At 65.6% G+C, this 19225-nt stretch carries 16 protein-coding genes; 1 reads left to right on the forward strand and 15 read right to left on the reverse strand.

The annotated features are described in order from the left end of the window. Window positions 1–430: 430 nt before the first annotated feature. The 15 genes from V5734_RS10395 to V5734_RS10465 all read right to left on the reverse strand — a co-directional run bounded on the left by V5734_RS10395 (window position 431) and on the right by V5734_RS10465 (window position 18407). On the reverse strand, window positions 431–1558 hold the full coding sequence (locus V5734_RS10395) for an S-(hydroxymethyl)glutathione dehydrogenase/class III alcohol dehydrogenase (RefSeq protein WP_347313429.1): 1128 nt from the start codon (window positions 1556–1558) through the stop codon (window positions 431–433). Between the two features lie 185 nt (window positions 1559–1743). After that, on the reverse strand, window positions 1744–4128 hold the full coding sequence (ppsA, locus tag V5734_RS10400) for a phosphoenolpyruvate synthase (RefSeq protein WP_347313430.1): 2385 nt from the start codon (window positions 4126–4128) through the stop codon (window positions 1744–1746). A gap of 322 nt (window positions 4129–4450) precedes the next feature. Then, window positions 4451–5656 (reverse strand): ABC transporter permease, encoded by a 1206-nt coding sequence (locus V5734_RS10405; protein WP_347313431.1) that lies wholly within the window; start codon window positions 5654–5656, stop codon window positions 4451–4453. Next, on the reverse strand, window positions 5653–6363 hold the full coding sequence (locus tag V5734_RS10410) for an ABC transporter ATP-binding protein (protein ID WP_347313432.1): 711 nt from the start codon (window positions 6361–6363) through the stop codon (window positions 5653–5655). Before V5734_RS10410 ends, V5734_RS10405 begins: the two co-directional genes overlap by 4 nt. 1 nt (window position 6364) lies before the next feature. After that, a complete protein-coding gene (locus V5734_RS10415; protein ID WP_347313433.1) occupies window positions 6365–7612 on the reverse strand; it encodes an efflux RND transporter periplasmic adaptor subunit in 1248 nt (415 codons plus the stop codon). A 133-nt stretch (window positions 7613–7745) separates the two neighbouring features. Beyond that, entirely contained in the window at window positions 7746–8750 is a 1005-nt protein-coding gene (locus V5734_RS10420) for an ABC transporter ATP-binding protein (protein ID WP_347313434.1), read from the reverse strand. Beyond that, window positions 8747–9742 (reverse strand): ABC transporter ATP-binding protein, encoded by a 996-nt coding sequence (locus V5734_RS10425; protein WP_347313435.1) that lies wholly within the window; start codon window positions 9740–9742, stop codon window positions 8747–8749. The genes V5734_RS10420 and V5734_RS10425 overlap by 4 nt, the downstream gene beginning before the upstream one ends. After that, a complete protein-coding gene (locus tag V5734_RS10430; RefSeq protein ID WP_347313436.1) occupies window positions 9739–10890 on the reverse strand; it encodes an ABC transporter permease in 1152 nt (383 codons plus the stop codon). Before V5734_RS10430 ends, V5734_RS10425 begins: the two co-directional genes overlap by 4 nt. A gap of 3 nt (window positions 10891–10893) precedes the next feature. After that, window positions 10894–11901 carry an ABC transporter permease gene (locus V5734_RS10435; protein WP_347313437.1) on the reverse strand — a complete coding sequence of 336 codons (1008 nt, stop codon included), beginning with the start codon at window positions 11899–11901 and terminating at the stop codon, window positions 10894–10896. 88 nt (window positions 11902–11989) lie between these two features. Next, a complete protein-coding gene (locus tag V5734_RS10440; protein WP_347313438.1) occupies window positions 11990–14029 on the reverse strand; it encodes an ABC transporter substrate-binding protein in 2040 nt (679 codons plus the stop codon). A 316-nt stretch (window positions 14030–14345) separates the two neighbouring features. After that, window positions 14346–15860 (reverse strand): alkaline phosphatase family protein, encoded by a 1515-nt coding sequence (locus tag V5734_RS10445; RefSeq protein WP_347313439.1) that lies wholly within the window; start codon window positions 15858–15860, stop codon window positions 14346–14348. Between the two features lie 82 nt (window positions 15861–15942). Next, on the reverse strand, window positions 15943–16422 hold the full coding sequence (locus tag V5734_RS10450; protein ID WP_347313440.1) for a DUF6505 family protein: 480 nt from the start codon (window positions 16420–16422) through the stop codon (window positions 15943–15945). Between the two features lies 1 nt (window position 16423). Next, complete coding sequence (locus tag V5734_RS10455; RefSeq protein WP_347313441.1) at window positions 16424–17146, reverse strand: biotin/lipoate--protein ligase family protein; 723 nt, start codon at window positions 17144–17146, stop codon at window positions 16424–16426. Further along, window positions 17143–18210 (reverse strand): Mrp/NBP35 family ATP-binding protein, encoded by a 1068-nt coding sequence (locus V5734_RS10460; protein WP_347313442.1) that lies wholly within the window; start codon window positions 18208–18210, stop codon window positions 17143–17145. The genes V5734_RS10455 and V5734_RS10460 overlap by 4 nt, the downstream gene beginning before the upstream one ends. Continuing rightward, window positions 18207–18407 (reverse strand): DUF6494 family protein, encoded by a 201-nt coding sequence (locus V5734_RS10465; RefSeq protein ID WP_347313443.1) that lies wholly within the window; start codon window positions 18405–18407, stop codon window positions 18207–18209. The genes V5734_RS10460 and V5734_RS10465 overlap by 4 nt, the downstream gene beginning before the upstream one ends. 73 nt (window positions 18408–18480) lie before the next feature. Between V5734_RS10465 and V5734_RS10470 the strand changes: the two genes are divergently transcribed. Then, a complete protein-coding gene (locus tag V5734_RS10470; RefSeq protein WP_347313444.1) occupies window positions 18481–19221 on the forward strand; it encodes a hypothetical protein in 741 nt (246 codons plus the stop codon). Window positions 19222–19225 lie beyond the last annotated feature (4 nt).

The raw sequence follows: 19225 nt of genomic DNA on the forward strand, positions 1-19225 counted from the left end.
CCGCCGCCGTCGAAGGTTGCGGTCCGGCCCGGTGCGGCAAGTCTGGGCAGGGAGGGAGCGAGGCAAGGGGCCGGTCCCGACAAGGACCGCCGGGCGGCATGGGCGCGGCCGGACCCGACAGGTGCCCCAAGACGGTAACCAAGGGGCCAAAAGACGGCAAAGGCAATCCCTGCTTCACAGGCGGTTGAGGTGCGGCGAAAGATCGGCCGGGATCCGCCGTATCACTGGTTCCGCGAGGCGAGTTCGATATCCTGCGTCATGCCCGCCCGCTTCCCTCTTTCCTGTCGGCAACGCCAATCCTGTCGGCAAAGAGACTTCGCGCTCCTTGCCGAGGGATCGAAACGGTGAGGCTGAACTCACATGTTGTTTTGCGTCAGTGTCTCGTGTCGATCTTCGCGCCTGAAACCGGCGCGAAGACGAAGGCCCTGCGTCAGTATACCACCACCGACCGGATGCTCTTTCCGGCATGCATGAGATCGAACCCCTTGTTGATCTCGTCCAGCTTCAGCGTGTGGGTGATCATCGGGTCGATCTCGATCTTGCCGTCCATGTACCAGTCGACGATCTTCGGCACATCGGTCCGGCCCCGCGCGCCGCCGAAGGCGGTGCCTTTCCAGACCCGTCCGGTGACGAGCTGGAAGGGCCGGGTCTGGATCTCGGCCCCCGCCGGCGCAACGCCGATGATGATCGACTGGCCCCAGCCGCGATGGGTGCATTCGAGCGCGTCGCGCATCACCTTGACGTTGCCGGTGCAGTCGAAGGAATAATCCGCGCCGCCGATCTGGTCGAAGGGGGTCTTGGTCAGGTTGACGATCTCCTGCACGACGTTCTCGCAGTTCTTCGGGTTGATGAAGTGGGTCATCCCGAAATGCTCGGCCATCGGCTTCTTGTCGTCGTTCAGATCGACGCCGATGATCATGTCCGCGCCGGCGAGCCGCAGCCCCTGAAGGACGTTGAGCCCGATCCCGCCAAGGCCGAAGACCACCGCCTTCGCGCCGATCTCCACCTTTGCGGTGTTGATCACCGCGCCGATGCCGGTGGTGACGCCGCAGCCGATGTAGCAGATCTTGTCGAAGGGCGCGTCCTCGCGCACCTTTGCGACCGCGATCTCGGGCAGAACCGTGTAGTTCGAGAAGGTCGAGCAGCCCATGTAGTGCAGGATCGGGTCGCCATCGAGCGTGGTGAAGCGCGAGGTCCCGTCCGGCATCAGCCCCTGGCCCTGCGTCGCGCGGATCGAGGTGCAGAGGTTGGTCTTCTGGGAAAGGCAGGACGGGCAGGCGCGGCATTCCGGCGTGTAAAGCGGGATGACATGGTCGCCCTTCTTGACGCTGGTCACGCCTTCCCCGACCTCGACCACCACCCCTGCGCCCTCATGTCCGAGGATTGCCGGGAAGAGCCCTTCGGGGTCGGCCCCGGACAGCGTGAACTCGTCCGTGTGGCAGATTCCGGTGGCCTTGATCTCCACCATGACCTCGCCCGCCTTCGGGCCCGCGAGGTTCACCTCCATGACTTCCAGGGGCTTGCCCGCCGCTACCGCAACCGCTGCACGTGTCCGCATTTACAGATCCTCCAAGAGTGATTTTTCCCACCTATAGCGGGTCACTTGGATGGAGTATAGGCGGGGAGGTACCCGATTATCGCGACCTTGGTTTGGAGGTCGGACCCTTGGGCGCGGGGCTGTACTCGGCCGGATCCAGGCGGAGGCGCGCGATGCATTGTTTCAGGGCTGCAGGGTCCTTTCAGTCATCCGTTCTCGGCCGCCGCAACGTGCCGTTTCACAGCGAGAAAACTGTCGGGCGTGACCGAGATCGAGTCGATTCCCGCCTCGACCAGAAGTCGCGCGAACTCGGGATCGTTGGACGGCGCCTGACCGCAGAGCCCGACCTTGCTGCCGGACCTGTGCGCCCGTTCGATCACCGTACGGATCATCCACAACACCGCAGGATCGCGCTCGCGGAAGAGGTCCGCCAGCGCCTCGCTGTCGCGGTCGACGCCGAGTGTAAGCTGCGTGAGGTCGTTCGAGCCGATGGAGAAGCCGTCGAAGCGCTTCGCGAAATCCTCGGCGAGGATCACGTTGGAGGGGATTTCGCACATAACGTAGACCTCAAGCCCGTTCTCCCCGCGCTTCAGCCCATTCTTTGCCATTTCGGCGATCACCCGGTCCGCCTCCTCGGGGGAGCGGCAGAAGGGGATCATCACGATGACATTTGAAAATCCCATCTCTTCGCGCAAGCGTTTGATCGCCCGGCATTCGAGCGCGAAACCGTCACGATAGGCATCGGAATAGTAACGGGAGGCGCCGCGAAACCCGATCATCGGGTTTTCCTCATGCGGCTCGAACTGCCGGCCGCCGAGAAGCTCGGCATATTCGTTGGTCTTGAAGTCGCTCATCCGCACGATGACAGGGTGCGGGAACCAGGTCGCGGCGATGCGCGACAGACCCATCGCCAGCGTTTCGACGAAATAATCCGCCTTGTCCGTATAACCGCGAGTCATCCGGTCGATCTCGGCCTTCGCCGCCTCGTCCTTCAACTCGCCGTAGCGGGTGAGGGCGACCGGGTGGACGCGGACGGCGTTGTTGATGACGAATTCCATCCGGGCGAGGCCGACACCGTCCACCGGCAATCGCCACCAGCGCGCGGCGGCGGCCGGATTGGCGAGGTTCAGCATCACCTTCGTCCTGGTCTTCGGCACGGCGTCGAGCTTCACGTCCTCGACCGTCACCTCGGCAGTGCCGGCATAGACGAAGCCCCGCTCGCCCTCGGCGCAGGACACGGTCACCTCCTGCGCGTCATGCAGGACATGGGTGGCGTTGCCGGTGCCGACGATGGCCGGCAGGCCCAGTTCGCGGCTGACGATGGCGGCATGGCTGGTGCGGCCGCCGTGATCGGTGACGATGGCCGCCGCGCGCTTCATGATCGGCACCCAGTCGGGGTCTGTGGTGGAGGTGACGAGGACCGCGCCATCGACGAACCGGTCGATCTCGGCGGCAGAATTCAGAAGGCAGACCTCGCCCGTCGCAACCGCCTCGCCGACGCTGAGGCCTTCGGTCAGGACCGGGCCCTTGGCGGCGACGGAGTAGCTCCGGAAACCGGCGGCACTGGCGCGCGACTGCACGGTTTCGGGCCGCGCCTGGACGATGAACAACTCGCCCGTCTCGCCGTCGCGCGCCCATTCCATGTCCATGGCCTGGCCGTAGTGATCCTCGATCGTCACCGCGAAGCGCGCCAGTTCGAGGATCTCGGCATCGCCCAGCACGAAAGCCTCGCGCTCGGCCATCGAGGTCGGCACGTTGCGGGTCGGATGCGCCGCGCTTTTGGCGTAGATCATCTTCTGCTCTTTGGCCCCGAGCGCCCGCGCCACGATCGGCGTCAGCGAGGGGGCCGAGAGGAAGGGCTTGTAGACCTGATATTCGTCGGGATCGACGGCGCCCTGCACGACATTCTCGCCAAGGCCCCAGGCGGCGTTAATCAGCACGACCTTGTTGAAGCCCGACTCGGTGTCGATGGAGAACATCACGCCCGAACCGCCGAGATCGCTGCGGACCATAAGCTGCACGCCAACCGACAACGCGACCTTTTCATGCGCGAAGCCCTTGAGGGTGCGGTAGGTGATTGCGCGGTCGGTATAGAGCGAGGCGTAGCAGCGCCGGCACGCGTCCAGAAGCGCTTTTTCGCCGCTGATGTTCAGGAAGGTTTCCTGCTGACCGGCAAAGCTCGCATCCGGCAGGTCCTCTGCCGTGGCCGAGGAGCGTACGGCGACCGCCGGGTTCTCGCGCCCGGTGCGGCGCGCAAGCTCGGCATAGGCGGCGCGGATCTCGGCGGCGATATCTTCGGGCCAGTCGGCGGTGGCGATGGCGGTGCGGATCGCGTGCCCTGCCGCCTGAAGGTCGATCCGGCCCTTGTCGAGCGCGGCGAGGCGTTCGGCGATCACGTCATCGAGCGCATTCGCCTCCAGATAGGCGCGAAAGGCCGACGAGGTCGTGGCGAAGCCGGGCGGCACCCGCACGCCCTTCTGGGACAAGGCCACCGTCATCTCGCCGAGCGAGGCGTTCTTGCCGCCCACCAGCGCCACGTCACCGCGCGCCACCTTGTCGAACCAGATCAGGTTCTGCTTGCTCCGGGACATGCGGACCTCCTCAGATTGACCTGCGGCGAAGATCGCCGATCCGCGCGGCCGTGCCGTTGATCTCGGTCAACAAGATCAGCCGCCGCCCATTGCCTGATCGTCGAGACCAATGGCGGGAAGCCCCTCCTTATCGACGAATGGACGATTTCGGAACCGATCCCGGTCGCCGGGTAGAAGACGTAAGGAATGAAATAAGACCAGCCGGCCGTCCGCAAGCGCGGCCGGTTTTCTTACGCGGATCACCTGAGTGATGAGAACGGGCCTCGGGGCGGCATGTCCTGTCACCCATAGTTCGCCTGTCAGCGGGAGGTGGTTGGAAGCTTCACTGGTAGCGCAGGGCCTCGATCGGATCGAGGCGGGCGGCGGAGCGGGCGGGGAAATAGCCGAAGACGATGCCGACGAAGGCCGAGAAAACAAAGGCCAGCGCGATAACCGGCAGGCTCGGCGAGAACGGAATCGTCATGATCTGCGCGCCGATAAACGCCAGCGCGAGGCCAAGGACGATGCCGATCACCCCGCCGATGAGCGACAGGACAATGGCCTCGATCAGGAACTGCATCAGCACCTGACGCGACTGCGCGCCGACCGCTAGACGGATGCCGATCTCGCGGGTGCGCTCGGTGACGGAAACCAGCATGATGTTCATAATCCCGATCCCGCCGACGAGCAGGCTCACCGCCGCGACGGCCGACAATAGCCCGGTGAGAACGTTGTTGATCCCGGTCAGCATGGAGGAGATCTCCTTCATGTCGGTGACCGAGAAGTCATCCATCTCGCCGATGTCGATCCGGCGGCGTTCGCGCATCAGGGCCTCGATCTCGCGGATGCCGCGGTCGGTGGTGACGGCTTGCGCCAGCGCGACCCGGATCGAGGAGACCTCGGCATTCCCGGCGATCCGGCGTTGCATCATGCGGATCGGGACGATGACGACGTCGTCCTGATCCATGCCGAAGGAGGACGCGCCCTTCGCTTGCAACAGGCCGATGACCTCGCAGGAAATCGTCTTGAGGCGGATTACCTCTCCGGTCGGGTCGGTATTGCCGAACAGAGTCTGGCGCACCGTCTCGCCTACGAGGCAGACGGCGCCGCCGGCCTTTTCCTCGGCGGCGGTGAAGCCGCGCCCGCGCAGGATCGGCCAGTTGTTGACCTCGAAGTAGCTCATGTCGCTGCCGGTGACGGTCGTGGTCGCGTTCGCGTTGCCATAGACGACCGTCATGTTGCTGGACGTGACGGGAGCGGCCGCTTGGACCACGCCAAGCTCCGCCAGAGCCGCGGCATCGGCAAGGCGAAAGGCGGGCGCATCGTCACGGGTGCCGGGGCCCATCATCGCCCGTCCCGGGCGCAGGATGAGGACGTTGCTGCCAAGGCTCTCGACGCTTGCCGTGACCTGCTCTGACGAGCCCTGGCCGATCGTCACCATCGCGATGACGGCGGCGACGCCGATCACCACGCCGAGCACCGTCAGGAACGACCGAAGCGCGTTGCGCAGGATCGCCTGAAACGCCAGCCGGACGGTTTCCCAGATCATTTCGCCACCTCCAAAGAGGTCTGGCGGTCGGACTCGATGTGGCCGTCGACGAAAGTGACGCGCCGTTGGGCGTAGGCCGCCATGTCCTCCTCATGCGTGACCATGACGATGGTCATCCCGTCGTCGCGGTTGAGCGCCGCGAGAAGCTCCATGATCTCGCGCGAACGGGCCGTGTCGAGGTTGCCGGTGGGTTCGTCGGCGAGGATCACCATCGGATCGCCGGCAAGGGCCCGCGCGATGGCGACGCGCTGTTGCTGGCCGCCCGAGAGTTGGGATGGATCGTGATGCTCTCGCCCCTGGAGCCCGACCTTCGCGAGGGCCTCACCCGCGATCCGTGCGCGTCGCGCGCGCGGCAGGCCCTTGTAGATCAACGGCAGTTCGACGTTTTCGAGCGCCGTGGTCCGCGCGAGCAGGTTGAACCCCTGGAACACAAAGCCGAGATAGTGGCGGCGGAGTAGCGCCCGCTGGTCGCGACTGAGGGCCGAGACATCGGTGCCGTTGAAGCGGTAAGTCCCACCCGTCGGCCGGTCGAGGCAGCCGATGATGTTCATCGCCGTCGATTTGCCCGAGCCTGACGGCCCCATGATCGCGACGAATTCGCCCTTGCGGATCGCAAGGTCCACGCCGTCAAGCGCGCGGACCTCGGCCTCTCCGCTGCCATAGGACCGGCAGATGCCGCTCAAGTCGATGAGCGCGGGCGCTGTCATCCTAGCCCGCCTCGCTCTGGTCGGTGATGACGGCATCGCCTTCCGCAACCTCGCCTGAAAGGATCACCGTCTGCCTGCCGTCGCTTGCCCCGGTCTCGACCGGGACCTCGACGGCGACACCGCCACGCAACACCCAGACGGACCGTCCGGAGGTGGCGCCGGACCCTGAACCACTCGGCCGCCGGGGCATGATCAGACCGAGAAGCCCGCTGCCATTGCCACCCTCATCCGCGATCTGCGGCGGCGCATACCGCAACGCGGCGTTCGGAACCTGCAGGGCGTCCTCGACCCGGTCCACGGTGATCGCCGCCGTCGCGGTCATGCCGGGGCGGAGCGCGAGGTCGTCGTTCTCAACCGTCAGCACCGCCTTGTAGGTCACGACGCCGTCCGTCGTTTCCGGCGCATAGCGCACCTGGGTGATCTCGGCCGAGAATGCCCGACCGCTATAGGCGTCGACCGTGAAGCTGGCCATGTTGCCGACCCGGACCTTGCCGATGTCGGCCTCGTCCACATCGACACGAAGCTCCATCGCCGTGAGATCCTCGGCGATTGTGAAAAGCGTCGGGGCGGAAAGCGATGAGGCGACGATCTGCCCCGGATCGGCGGCCCGGTCGAGGACGACGCCGTTGATGGGCGAGCGGATCACGGTCTTTTCGAGATCCGAGCGGTTGGAGGACAGCGCGGCCTCCGCAAGCACGACATCGGCCTCGGCAATGGACAACGCAGCCTTGGCGTTCTTGTAGGTGGTCTCGTACCCGATGAAATCGCGGCGCGAGGTGGCGCCGAGCTTGTCGAGCCTGCCTTGCGCCTCGTAGTTCGATTCCGCCTCGTAAAGATTGGCTTCGGCCTGCGCCACCCGCGCCTTGGCGGCGTCCAGTGCGGCTTCGGAATTCGCCACCTGTGCCTTGAGCTTGGTATCGTCGAGCCGGGCGAGGACCGCGCCGGCCTGAACCTGGTCGTTGTAATCCGCCGCCACCTCGACAAGCGTGCCCGAGAGTTCGGAGGACACGTCGACTTGCCGGGTGGGCTGGACCGTGCCGGTGGCGATGACGGTCACGGTAAGCGTGCCGCGCGTCGCCGCCTCGGTGAGATAGATCACGCGGCCGCCCGCGCTGTCGCGGCCGGACCAGAAGACCCAGCCGCCGACCGCCACCGCGACGAGGAGAAGCACGGTCAATGCCCCGACCCAGCGGCGCCCATGCGCTTCCTTGTGAAGCAGGGCCGATATGTCATCCACTTTCTCGGCCATGGTCCCGTCCTTCCGCGCAATCCGGTTCCGTCTAGGGCGAGGCCCGCCTGTTTGCCTTGATACGGATCATGGCCGCAATTCCGTCGCTGCGGGTGCGAAATGGCGGCGCTTTGGCAGCGGACTGCCGGTCGGATCAGGCGACCTTTTCGTCGAGAAGCTCGCGCCAGCGGTGGCAGGCCACTTCGTGCCCGTCGCCGGGATGTTCCAGAACCGGCTCCTCTGCCTTGCAGCGGTCGATCGCGTAGGGGCAGCGGGTATGGAACTTGCAGCCCTTGGGCTGGTTCGTGGGCGATGGGATCTCGCCGATCAGTTTCTGCGCACGACCCCGGTCGTCCGGGTCAAGCGACGGGATCGCCGAGAAGAGCGCGCGGGTGTAGGGATGGCGGGGTGCCGCGAAGAGGCGCCGCGTCGGCGCCGATTCCACGAGGCGCCCGAGATACATGACCGCGACGTGGTCGCAGGTATGGGCGACGACGGAGAGGTCGTGGCTGATGAAGAGGAAGGTCAGCCCCATGTCGCGCTGGATCTGCTTCAGGAGGTTCAGAACGTCGGCCTGGATCGAAACATCGAGGGCGGCGACGCTTTCGTCGGCGACGATGAATTGCGGGCCCGACACCAGCGCGCGGGCGATGGAGATCCGCTGCCGCTGACCGCCCGAGAAGGCGTGCGGGAAACGCCGGAGGTGTTCGAGGTTCAACCGGCATTTCGCCGCGATCTCGCGCACCCTTGCGTCGGTTTCCTCGCGCGTCCTGGTCAGGCCCATCACCTCGAGCGGTTCGGCGATGATGTCGCGCACGGTCATGCGCGGACTGAGGGCCGCGTAGGGATCCTGGAAGATCAGCTGCGCCCGTTTTCGGTAATCCTTGAGCGCCGGGCCGGTCAGCGTCGTCAGGTCCAGATCGACCTCGCCATCGGTGTAGCGCGCGGTGCCGCCCGTCATCGGCACGGCTTTCAGGAGCGCCCGGCCGAGCGTTGTCTTGCCGGAGCCGCTTTCGCCGACGAGGCCAAAGAAGGAGCCCTTTTCGATATCGAGGTTGACGTGATCGACGGCCTTGAGGATCGACTTTCCGAAGAAGCCGGACCCGATCCTGAACCCGACCGAAAGGTCGCGGGCCGAGATGAGAAGGTTGCCGCTCATGCCGGGACCTCCTGGTACAGGTGGCAGGCGACCCGGTGGGAGGCGTCGACCTGGGTGTCATGCGGCAGTGCCGTCTTGCAGATGTCGCCGATGTATTTCGGGCATCGGGTATGAAAGACGCAGCCCGTCGGCCGTTCGAGCGGCGACGGGATGTCGCCCGCGACCGGCGTGAGCGGCGCGTCGAGATCGTCGAGCTTCGGCAGCGCGGCAAGGAGCCCTTGCGTATAGGGATGCTTCGGATTGCGGATCACCTCGCGCACCGGGCCTTCCTCGATCAGCCTGCCGAGATACATGACGCTGACCTTGTCGGCGGTCTGGGCGATCACGCCGAGGTCGTGGGTGATGAAGATGATGCCCATGTGGAATTCGCTGACGAGGTCCTTCATCAGGTCAATCACCTGCGCCTGGATCGTGACGTCGAGGGCTGTCGTCGGTTCGTCCGCGATCAGAAGCTTCGGCTTGGTCGACAGCGCCATCGCGATCATCGCCCGCTGCCGCATCCCGCCCGATAGCTCGAACGCATACTGGTCGACGCGGCGGCCCGGATCCGAGATGCCGACCCGGTCGAGCATCTCAATGGAGATTTCCCGCGCCCGCGCCTTCGACATGTCGGAATGGAGCTGCAACTGCTCCACCATCTGCTTGCCGATGGTGATGGCGGGCGCGAAGCTCGCCATCGGTTCCTGAAAGATCATCGAGATCGCGCCGCCGCGCACGACCTTCAGCTCGCGCGCCGTCTTCAACGCCAGGACGTCGACGGGTCCGGTGTCCGTGTGCAGAGTGATCCTGCTTTCAGGGCTGTAGAACGCGTTCTTCGCATTGAGATGCATCAGGGCCTTCGCCGTCACCGACTTGCCCGAACCGCTTTCGCCGACCAGCCCCATGACCTGACCCTTGTCGATGGAAAAGCTCACATCGTCTACGGCGGTGATCAGCCCCTCGTCGGTGCGGAACTTGAGCGTGAGGTTCTTGACTTCGATCAGTGCCGTCATTTCTTCGTATCCGAATAGGGGTCCGCCGCGTCGCGCAAGCCGTCGCCGACGAAGACGAAGGCGAGAACCAGCGCCACGAAGAAGATGACGGGAATGAAATACCACTGGTAGTTCAGAAGGACGTCGGCCTTTGAGACGTTCTGCATCAGCGCGCCGAGCGAGTTGACCGGATCCTTGAGGCCGAGGCCGATGAAGGAAAGCGCGGTTTCCGAACGCACCATGTAGGGAAACGAGATCATCAGGTCGACGATTATGTAGCTTGTGAACGAGGGCAGCAGGTGCCGCCGGATGATGTGGCCGGGCGAGGCGCCGCAAAGCTCGGCGGCGAGCACGTATTCCTGTGTCCGCTCGGTCAGAAGGTGGGTTCGTATTCGTCGCGCCAGTGTCGGCCAGCCGATCAGGCCGAGGATGATCGAGATAAAGAAGAACCGTGTCTCGGACGACCAGTGGTCGGGCATGAAGGCGGCGAGCGCCATGAAAAGCGGGATCGAGGGCACTGTCCGGATCGCGTCGGTGATCATCTGGAGGACGCTGTCGATCCAGCCGCCGAAATAGCCGGCGACCCCGCCGATGATCAGCGCCAGGACGAAGGAGATGAGAACGCCGAGCGTGCCGACGGCGAGGGATGTCCAGATCGCGTGGAGGGTTCGGCCAAAGATGTCCTTGCCGCTGGCATCGGTGCCGAAGAGGTGAATCTTGCCGCCCTCGTCGACGCCGAAGAGGTGGATATCGGACGGAACGACGCCAAGAATCTTGTAGTCCCAGTCGCGGACGAAGAAGCGGACGTAGAGCCGGTGATCCCGGTTCTCCGTCACCACCCAGCGGAAGTTGGTCTTGATGGAGCGTTCACGCTCGGTCGCGTAAATGAAGGGGCGGATGGAAAACCCGTTCTCGTCGCTGAACTTCGGGAACTGCGGCGCGCCGTTCTCGTAATTCTCGTCCCGCCCGGCGATGGTCGGGTCGTAGGGCGACAGGAAGGGCGCGAACAGGCCCATCATGATCATGAGTACCAGCGCCCAGGCGGCGATCATCGCGGTGCGGTTGCCCTTGAAGCGCGCCCAGATGAGCTGGCCCTGCGAGGCGGTGAAATAGGCTTCCTTGGCCTTCTGGTCGATCCCGCCGACGGTGGCTGTCTTGCGTCCGAACATCGCTTATCCCATCATGCCGCGGCGCACGCGCGGGTCGATCAGGGCCAGCAGGATGTCGGTGGCGAAGTTCAGCGCCACGATACTGGCCGTCAAGAGGAAGATGATCGCGCCGGCAAGCTGCTGGTCGTTCGACCGGGCGAGGCTTTCGAAGAGAAGCGCGCCCGATTCCGTCAGCGTCAGGATCAGCGCGACGATGGGCAATTCGTTGAAGATGCGGTTGAGGTCGAAGCCGAGCGAGTTGATCACCGGCCCCAGTGAATGCTTGGCCGGATAGCGCCAGAGAAGCTTCGAGCCCGACACCCCGCGCGCGGCGGCGGCGGTGACGTAAAGCTTCCCGATCTCGTCCAGCATCAGCGCCCGCACCGTTTGGAGCGCGAAGGCGGTCGCCGACCAGCCGAGGATGAAGACCGGCAGCCAGGCCCGGCTGAGGAAGTCGCCGAACTTCGCCCAACTCCAGGCCGCGTCCCGGTATTCCTTCGAGAAGAGCCCGGTCAGACTGTCGCCGAAGACGACGGTCGAGAAGAGCATGATGATCAGCGCGAGGAGGAAGTTGGGCAGGGCGAGGCCAAGATAGCTCACGAAGCGAAGCGAATTGTTGGTCACCGGATTGGTGGAACTCGCCGATATGATACCGATCGGCACCGCGATCGCGTAGGACAGGATCAGCGCCGCCATGCAGATGCCGAGCGAGATCCAGAACTTGTCCGCGAGAAGCTGGTTGATGTTGAGGCGCAGGATGCAGCTGTCGCCGAACTCGCCGTGGACGAAGACGTTGTAGACCCACTTGCCCCAGCGTTCCGGGAACGGCCGGTCGAGGCCGAGGCGTTTTTCCTCCGCCGCGATGTCGGCGATGGTGATCTGGGAGCCTTGGGTGTTCTTGAACGCCAGGTAGCGTTCCGCGCAGGTGCCGGGTACCAGCTCCATCAGCGTGAAAACGATGAGCGACACGGTGAGAAGCGTCACCAGCGCCATGAAGGCACGGGTCAGCGCGAATTGGGCAAATTGGGCCATGGTCTAGCGCGTCCTGTCGGTCGGAGACGACGTCAGGCCGGGGCGAGCGATCACGCGCCCCGGCCGATGGCTCTGTCAGGTCACGCCGTCACTCGTCGAAGTACCACTGCGACGCCCGGTACGGGTAGGTGCGGTAGTATTCGTAGGACGCGGTCTTGAACTCCGGGAAGTTCTTGAGCGCGTTCCGGTGGTAGATCGGATCCGGCGTCAGCGCCGTGCCGATGAACAGCAGGTTCGAGGTCATGTTCTCGACCAGGCGGTTCGCGATCGCCTTGAACTCATCCGTGCCCGACGGCGTCGATTGCAGCAAGTTGATGTCGGCCATCAGCTGCTTGACGTAGTCGGGAGGCTCCACCCCGCTGGCGCCGTTGCTGTCGACCCATTCGGCCCAAAGCATACCGGTGCGGTGGGCGAAGTAGTTCTCGAACGGCGGCACCCAGAGCTCGTTGTTGCCCATGATGATGCCGACGGGCTGGCCCTTCTCCCACAGGCCCACATCAAGCTGGTTGGAGGATTGGGCCGAGCGGTATTCGTCCGGCGTGATTTCCTTCACAGCGGTCTTGATGCCGACATTGGCCCAATCCTGCGCGAAGAGCTCGACGACCTGACCGGCGATGCCTTGGGTCGCAAATTGCAGGTTCAGGACCAGGGGCGCCCCCGAGGGCAGGTCGCGCATTCCGTCGCCGTCCTTGTCGACGACGCCGACCTCGTCCAGAAGCGCCTTGGCGCCGTCCGGGTCGAACTCGGTCGCGAAGGTCTTCCACTTCGGATCGATATAGTCCGGCAGCGGCGAGAAGCCGGTATACTGCTGGATCGTTCCCTCGCCGAAATACGCGGTCTCGTTCAGCGCCTCGCGGTTGATCGCGATCGACATCGCCTTGCGGAACCGCAGGTCGCCGAAGACGGCGCGCTTTTCCTCATCCGCCGAGGTGACGTTGAACGACACCGCATGCATGGCGATCTTCGGCTTCAGCTGGATCGAGTAGCCGCCCTTTTCCTGGTTCTCGAGCAGGAACGGGGCGTCGGACAACTGGAGCGACTGGCTCTTGTAGTCCGCCTCGCCGTTGACGAGCTTCAAAAGGCGCACTTCCTGGTCGTTGGCGAAGAGTTCGTCCATCTCGTTGATGTAGGGAAGCTGCTGGCCCGTCGGGTCAACCTGGAAGAAGTAGGGATTGGCGACGAAGTGCCGGCCCTCGGTCGTTTCGCGGATGACGATATGGCTTTCTAGCGTCGGCGCCGCGTCGGCCGGCATGTTCGCCACCTTGTCGGGCGAGTTCAGCATCGGCGTGGCGGTGTCCATCCAGTCGGAGTTGCCGTAGTAGGCCTTGATCACCTCGTAGCCGTTCGCGAAGCCGAGCGCCTGGGCTTCCTTGTCGGCATCCGGGTTGATCTCCGGATGGAACTTGCCGAGGAAGTGCTTGGGCTGGAAGGCCTGCGCGAAGTGCGTCGCGAAGTGGGCGAGCAGCCCCGGCTTCGGCGCCGGAAGGTTGAAGACCACCATCTCGTCATCCGGCGTGTCGACCGTCATCCGTTCGCCGGCGACCAGAACATAGTCCTTCGGTTTCTCGATGACGTTCGGGTCGAGCGCGAGGTTGTCGTACCAGAACTTGACGTCGGCCGAGGTGAAGGGCTGACCGTCAGACCACTTGTGGCCCTTGCGCAGATGGAAGGTCAGCTTGGTGAAGTCGTTGTTCCACTCCCAGCTTTTCGCGACATTCGGCACGATGGTTTCAAGGTCGTCCGAGTAGCGTACGAGGTTGACGTGGCGAAGCGACATGAAGTCGGACGTGCCCGCCTCGGTCGCGTTCGACAGCGCGTCGAGCGTTCCGCCGTATTTGCCGACGGAATCGTAGGGCACGACGACCAGCGGGTCCTCGGGCAGACGCTCGGCGACCGAGGCCAGCGCCGGGTTCGCGCGGATCTGACCGTTCAGATCGCCGATGGCCGGGTTTTCGGACAGTTCCATCGTGCAGCCTGCGGCCGCCTGGAACTCGCTCAGGTCATATTGTTCGGGAAAGGCGCCGGCTGCGACACCCCCCATATCCGCAACGGTTATCCCCGGGCAGTTCGCGAACGCGGCGGCCGGGATGACCAGCAACGCCACGCTGCCTAACAGCAATTTCTTCATGATCTCTCCTGTCGTTTTTGCTTACCGGAAGCTTATGGTTTTTTTGACGTATCCGGCCACGGTAACAGAAAGGCTACGCAGGGCCGGCAACTCCGTATATGTCCAGTGCATCCTTTCGGGTAAGGCCAGGCGCCGGTTGCCATCGAGCTGCGTCAAGGCTGGCGGCGGGCGCGGGCCGGGTCATTCGGAACGGTGCGGACGCGTGACCAAATTATGTGATTGCGAACAATTTTCCGTCAAGCGGATTTGCTTTGCGACATTCGAAAGTCGAGGTGCGTGCGGGGATCGGGTCCCGTCGCCCGATTGGTCCGCGCGGTCACGCGCGGGGCACCGACACGACGCCGTCGCTGGTGACCATCGTTCGGGCGAAGAGCGCGTTGGCGTGGCGCATCCGATGGTCGAGCATCGCCCGCGTCATCGCAAGGAGCGCTGGCTGCGCGTCCGGCTCCGCCGCGATGTCGAGCATCTCGCCTTCCGCACGGTGATCGAAAAGAAGCGGCGGCAGGCCGGCGTTGACATGCACGAGCGTATGGGTCGGCCCGCGAAGAATCGCCAGGTTCGCCTCCTCCGGTGCGAGGCCGAGCGCCGCGAAGGCTGGGTGCGGGGCAACCGGGTCGCCGAAATCGAGTTCGGAGAACGTATAGGTCCGCCATGTCTCGGGAGTTTCGCCCTTCAGGTGTGGCGCGAGGCTGTGTCCGTCCATCGAATGCGGGACCGGCAGACCGAGGCAGTCGAGGATCGTGGGTGTGACGTCGACGGCCTCGGTCGGCAGGTCGACCGCACGGCCGAACTGCGCGGGCAGCGACGGGTCGCGGATGATCAGGGCGGTATGGTAGGCGGCGTCGTAGAAGGTCGACTTGCCCCAGGCGTGATGATCGCCGAGCATCTCGCCGTGATCGGCGGTGACGACGATCAGGGTGCTGTCGTACTGGCCGGTGTCCTTCAGAAAGCCGATGACCCGGCCGAGGTGGTGATCGACCTCGGTCGCGAGCCCGAGATAGATCGCCCGCAGTATCTGAACGTTCTCGTCCGTGGGGGCGAGGTCGGGAAAGCCCTCGACCGTGGAGGAGATCGGGGCCTTCGCATGGCTCGCCGCGATCAGCGGGTGGCGCGCGCGTTCGGCCTCCACCGGGCCGATGCGGACAGGCAGCGGCAGGGTGGCGGGGTCGTACATGCGGTTGTAGGGCGCGGGGGCCACCAATGGCGGATGCGGGCGGATATAGGTCAGATGCGCGAACCAGCCGGGCTTGCGAACCCGAAGCGCGGCGAGCGTCTGGTCCGTCAGGAAGGCGGTGTCGCTGTCCTCGGCCCGGTAGAGGGCCGGATCGTCGGGGCGCGGCCCGGCCGGGCGGAAGATGTCGGGATAGGGCGGAACGTCATAGCCCTTCGCCGTCAGATGCGCCCGCCAGGGCAAGCTTTCCTCAAGCCGCATCTCGACCACTTCCTGAAAACCCGGCATCACCTGCTCGTAGCTCTTCAGCACCGGATCACCGGGCGGAAAGGCGCGCGGGTCCTGCGTCGTGTCGGTGTAGCCGAAGAGAAGCGGCAGCCAGCCGGCCTTCCGCACCTCGGTCGCGAGGTTCGGCGTGTCGTGGCGCAGGGGCGTTCCGTTCCGGGTGGACCGGTGGTTCATCGCATATTGCCCGGTCAGGATCGACGCCCGCGACGGGCCGCAGGGATTGACCACGGAATAGTGGCGGCGGAACGACACCGCGTCCGCCATCAGGGCCCGGAGGTTGGGCAGATCCACGTGATCCGCGAGAGCCCCGAAGAGGCAGTCGGCCCGCAACTGGTCGATGACGACGAAAAGCACGTTGCGGTCGGCTGGCATGTGGCGGTCCTTGGGTTCCTGTGGGAGTCCGGCCGAAGAAGAACACCGGCGCGGGGGCCGGCGCAACCGGGAACGCGACGCGTCAGCCGTCAAGCTCTCCGTGGATCGCGAACTGGTCGAGCCCGGCCTCGCTCGCCTCGATGAACCGGAACTGTTCGCGAACACCTGCTTCCGTCAATTCGCGCAGGACGGTCAGGATCGTGTTCGGCGGATGATCGGCGCAAAGTTCGGCCATCTGCGAAATCTCCTCGGCCGCGACGGGGCGCGCGGCCTCGGCCGACGGCGCGCCGTAGACATCGACGAAATGCCGGGCGAGCCGGTCGACGAGGCTTTCGTATTCGTCGGGTTCGATCCGGGTAACGGCGACGAAGGTGACGCGGCCGAAGGTTTCCACGCCGAGCCAGCCATTCGCAAAGGCCTGCCGCGCCTTGCCGGTCAGATCCGCCTCGGACCAGTTGGAAAACTCGAACCCGCCCGAGATCGCCCATTCGCCGGTCCGCGCCGGGCTGTGAAACACGTTGCGGTCGCTTTCGTCGAAATGGATCGCGCGGGCGAGGTGCATATCAGTCCTCCTCGATGATCCGCGATAGCGGGATCAGCCGGGTTGTGCCGTTGGTCTTCAGGAGCATGCCGAAATTCTCGTCGACCCCGAGGAATGTCCCGGCGAGCCGCTCATCGGGCAGCGCCATCGCGACCGGCTTGCCGAGGTTCCAGGCGAGGCCGGACCATTCCCGGTGCAGCTCCGCCCGCCCACCCTGGTCGTCAAGCCGGTTGATCCAGACGAGGCTGTGGCGGGACCAGCCTTCGAGGATGTCGACGGGGTCGAGATCGCCGCAGCCCTCATGGTCGAGCGCGGTGCGGTCCGGGGTTTCGCCCGGTTCCCATTCCGGCGGCAGTTTCAACGTCAGTTCCAGCCCGACCACAAGCCAGTCGGGCAGGGCGGCGGGGTCGCGGGTGGACGACCAGAGCCGGAGCCCGCCGGTATGCGCGCCGTTGAGGCGAACGCCCCCCGACCAGTCGAGATGCACCGCCGTTTCCGGTGGTGCCAGAACGCCGAGTGCGTTCTGGAGCCCGAGCCCGCAGGCGATGAAGGCCGCCATCGCCGGTTCCAGGGCGACTTCGGGGGCAAGCACCAGCGCGGCGCGCAGGCGCTCGGGCGAGACCGACCAGGTGAGAAGCCCGGCATCGACCCCCCGCCGCGCCTGATCGCAGGCGATCTTGAACGGGTTGGCCGGCCCGGCCGCGAGCCCCCTCATCAGCGGTGGAAAGGTCGGGATCTGCGTCATGCAAGCCCGTCCGCGATGAGCCGTTTCGCAAGGTCGCGGAAGGCGCGGGCCTGGGGCGAGGCGGATTTCGACACCACGACCGGCGCGCCGCCGTCGGCGGCGGTCCGGATGTCGAGATGGAGCGGGATCTCGGCCAGAAGCGGCACCCCGAGCTTTTCCGCCTCTGCCCGCACACCGCCGTGGCCGAAGATATGCTCCTCGTGCCCGCAGTTCGAACAGACATGGACGGCCATGTTCTCGATCATGCCGAGGATCGGCGTGCCCATCTTGCGGAACATGTCGATCCCCTTCCGCGCGTCGAGAAGGGCGATGTCCTGCGGGGTCGAGACAATGACCGCGCCCGTTACCTCGGCCTTCTGCGCCAGGGTCATCTGCACGTCGCCGGTGCCGGGCGGCAGGTCGACGAGAAGAACGTCGAGCGCGCCCCACTGCACCTGGAAGAGCATCTGTTGCAACGCCCCCATCAGCATCGGCCCGCGCCAGACGACCGCCTCGTCGTCGCGCGTCATCAGGCCGAGCGACATCAGCGTCACGCCGTGATTGCGCAGGGGCAGGATGGTCTTTCCGTCGGGCGAGGCGGGGCGCCCCGTGACGCCGAGCATCCGGGGCTGCGACGGACCGTAGACGTCGGCGTCCAGAAGTCCGACGCGCCGCCCCTCGGCCGAGAGGGCGGCGGCGAGGTTGGCGGCGACGGTCGATTTGCCGACGCCGCCCTTGCCGGACGCGATGGCGACGATCCGGTCGATGCCCGCGATCTTCGCCGGCCCCTGCGGCTTCGGCTTCGCGCCGGTCTTCAGATCGGGCGGCGGGGGCGCGGCCGAATGCGCGGTCATCACGACCGAGACGGAGCCGACCCCCGGCAGGGCGCGTACCTTTGCCTCCGCCTCCGCGCGGGCGGGCTCCATCCGGGCCGCGCGGGCCGGGTCGATTTCCAGCACGAAGCGCACCGCGCCATCCTCGACGGTCAGGGCGCGCACCAGGCCGGCGGACACGATATCCTTGCCGCCGACGGGATCGGCGACGGACTTCAGAGCGTTCAGAACGTCGTCGCGTCCAAGGCTCATGCCGAGGGTCCGGTGATCTTGCCCGTCACCACATGCTCGACATCGAGCCCGTCGATCGTCAGCACCATCTTTGCGGTGAAACTGCGGCCTGCCGCATCGGCGCCGGCCTTGCGCACGCCGTCCTCGATCGCCTGTTGCGAGGTCACGCCGACCTGCTTGAGGAACTTGCGCATCGACATGTTGAACTCATCGTCCATAATGGACTCCTTTCCTTGATGGTTGACCCGTACCGCGTGCCGTCCCTAGCCTGTCCGCCGGGAGGAGTGCGCAATGCGGAATCTGTTCGGCCTCGCCCTCGCACTGACCCTCGTCCTGCCGCTTCGGGCGGAGGAGGCGCGGGAGTTCGGCCTGTCCGCCGCGCCGGAGATCGTGGCGAGCGGACTTCTGGACTATATCCTGCCGCGCTTCGCGCTCAAGACCGCACGACGGGTGCAGCTTGCCGACAGCGGCGCCGATGCGCGGCTCGGTCCCGACGACGGCACCGGGCAGCCGGTGATGGCGCGCGGCGGCGTGACCTATGCCGTGACGCTCGACAGCGGCAATCCGGCCGCCAAGGTCTTCGCCGACTGGCTCGGCTCCGAGATCGGCCAGACCGCGATCCGCGCCTTCCAGCCCGAGAACGGCCCACCTTTCGAGAGTGCGGCGGTAGAGGCCGCGGCCCCGCAAGTGACAATCACCGGGAACGCCGAACTCGGCCGCAAGGTCGCCGAGATCCACTGCGCCCGCTGTCACCGGGTCTCGGCCGATTCGCGGGGGATCGGGATCGGGTCCACCCCCTCCTTCCCGGCGATGAAGGCGCTGCCGGACTGGGCCGAGCGGTTCGGGCGCTTCTACGCGCTGAACCCTCATCCGGCGTTCCTTCGGGTGGACGGGCTGAGCCCGCCCTTCGACCCCATGCTGCCGCCGCCCATCGTGCCGGTGACGCTCTCCCTCGACGAGGTGGAGGCCGTGCAGGCCTACGCCGCCGGCCTGACCGCCGCCGATCTGGGCGGCGAGATCGTCAACCGCTGACCCC

The organism is Defluviimonas sp. SAOS-178_SWC (assembly GCF_039830135.1).
GTDB lineage: Bacteria > Pseudomonadota > Alphaproteobacteria > Rhodobacterales > Rhodobacteraceae > Albidovulum.

What these genes read in the sequence shown, in the direction of transcription:
- V5734_RS10420 (WP_347313434.1), bottom strand. Translation starts at nt 8,750, where the DNA reads ATGAGCGGCAACCTTCTCATCTCGGCCCGCGACCTTTCGGTCGGGTTC.
- ppsA (WP_347313430.1), bottom strand. Translation starts at nt 4,128, where the DNA reads ATGTCCCGGAGCAAGCAGAACCTGATCTGGTTCGACAAGGTGGCGCGC.
- V5734_RS10460 (WP_347313442.1), bottom strand. Translation starts at nt 18,210, where the DNA reads ATGAGCCTTGGACGCGACGACGTTCTGAACGCTCTGAAGTCCGTCGCC.
- V5734_RS10430 (WP_347313436.1), bottom strand. Translation starts at nt 10,890, where the DNA reads ATGTTCGGACGCAAGACAGCCACCGTCGGCGGGATCGACCAGAAGGCC.
- V5734_RS10440 (WP_347313438.1), bottom strand. Translation starts at nt 14,029, where the DNA reads ATGAAGAAATTGCTGTTAGGCAGCGTGGCGTTGCTGGTCATCCCGGCC.
- V5734_RS10455 (WP_347313441.1), bottom strand. Translation starts at nt 17,146, where the DNA reads ATGACGCAGATCCCGACCTTTCCACCGCTGATGAGGGGGCTCGCGGCC.
- V5734_RS10435 (WP_347313437.1), bottom strand. Translation starts at nt 11,901, where the DNA reads ATGGCCCAATTTGCCCAATTCGCGCTGACCCGTGCCTTCATGGCGCTG.
- V5734_RS10405 (WP_347313431.1), bottom strand. Translation starts at nt 5,656, where the DNA reads ATGATCTGGGAAACCGTCCGGCTGGCGTTTCAGGCGATCCTGCGCAAC.
- V5734_RS10470 (WP_347313444.1), top strand. Translation starts at nt 18,481, where the DNA reads ATGCGGAATCTGTTCGGCCTCGCCCTCGCACTGACCCTCGTCCTGCCG.
- V5734_RS10465 (WP_347313443.1), bottom strand. Translation starts at nt 18,407, where the DNA reads ATGGACGATGAGTTCAACATGTCGATGCGCAAGTTCCTCAAGCAGGTC.
- V5734_RS10445 (WP_347313439.1), bottom strand. Translation starts at nt 15,860, where the DNA reads ATGCCAGCCGACCGCAACGTGCTTTTCGTCGTCATCGACCAGTTGCGG.
- V5734_RS10410 (WP_347313432.1), bottom strand. Translation starts at nt 6,363, where the DNA reads ATGACAGCGCCCGCGCTCATCGACTTGAGCGGCATCTGCCGGTCCTAT.
- V5734_RS10425 (WP_347313435.1), bottom strand. Translation starts at nt 9,742, where the DNA reads ATGACGGCACTGATCGAAGTCAAGAACCTCACGCTCAAGTTCCGCACC.
- V5734_RS10415 (WP_347313433.1), bottom strand. Translation starts at nt 7,612, where the DNA reads ATGGCCGAGAAAGTGGATGACATATCGGCCCTGCTTCACAAGGAAGCG.
- V5734_RS10450 (WP_347313440.1), bottom strand. Translation starts at nt 16,422, where the DNA reads ATGCACCTCGCCCGCGCGATCCATTTCGACGAAAGCGACCGCAACGTG.
- V5734_RS10395 (WP_347313429.1), bottom strand. Translation starts at nt 1,558, where the DNA reads ATGCGGACACGTGCAGCGGTTGCGGTAGCGGCGGGCAAGCCCCTGGAA.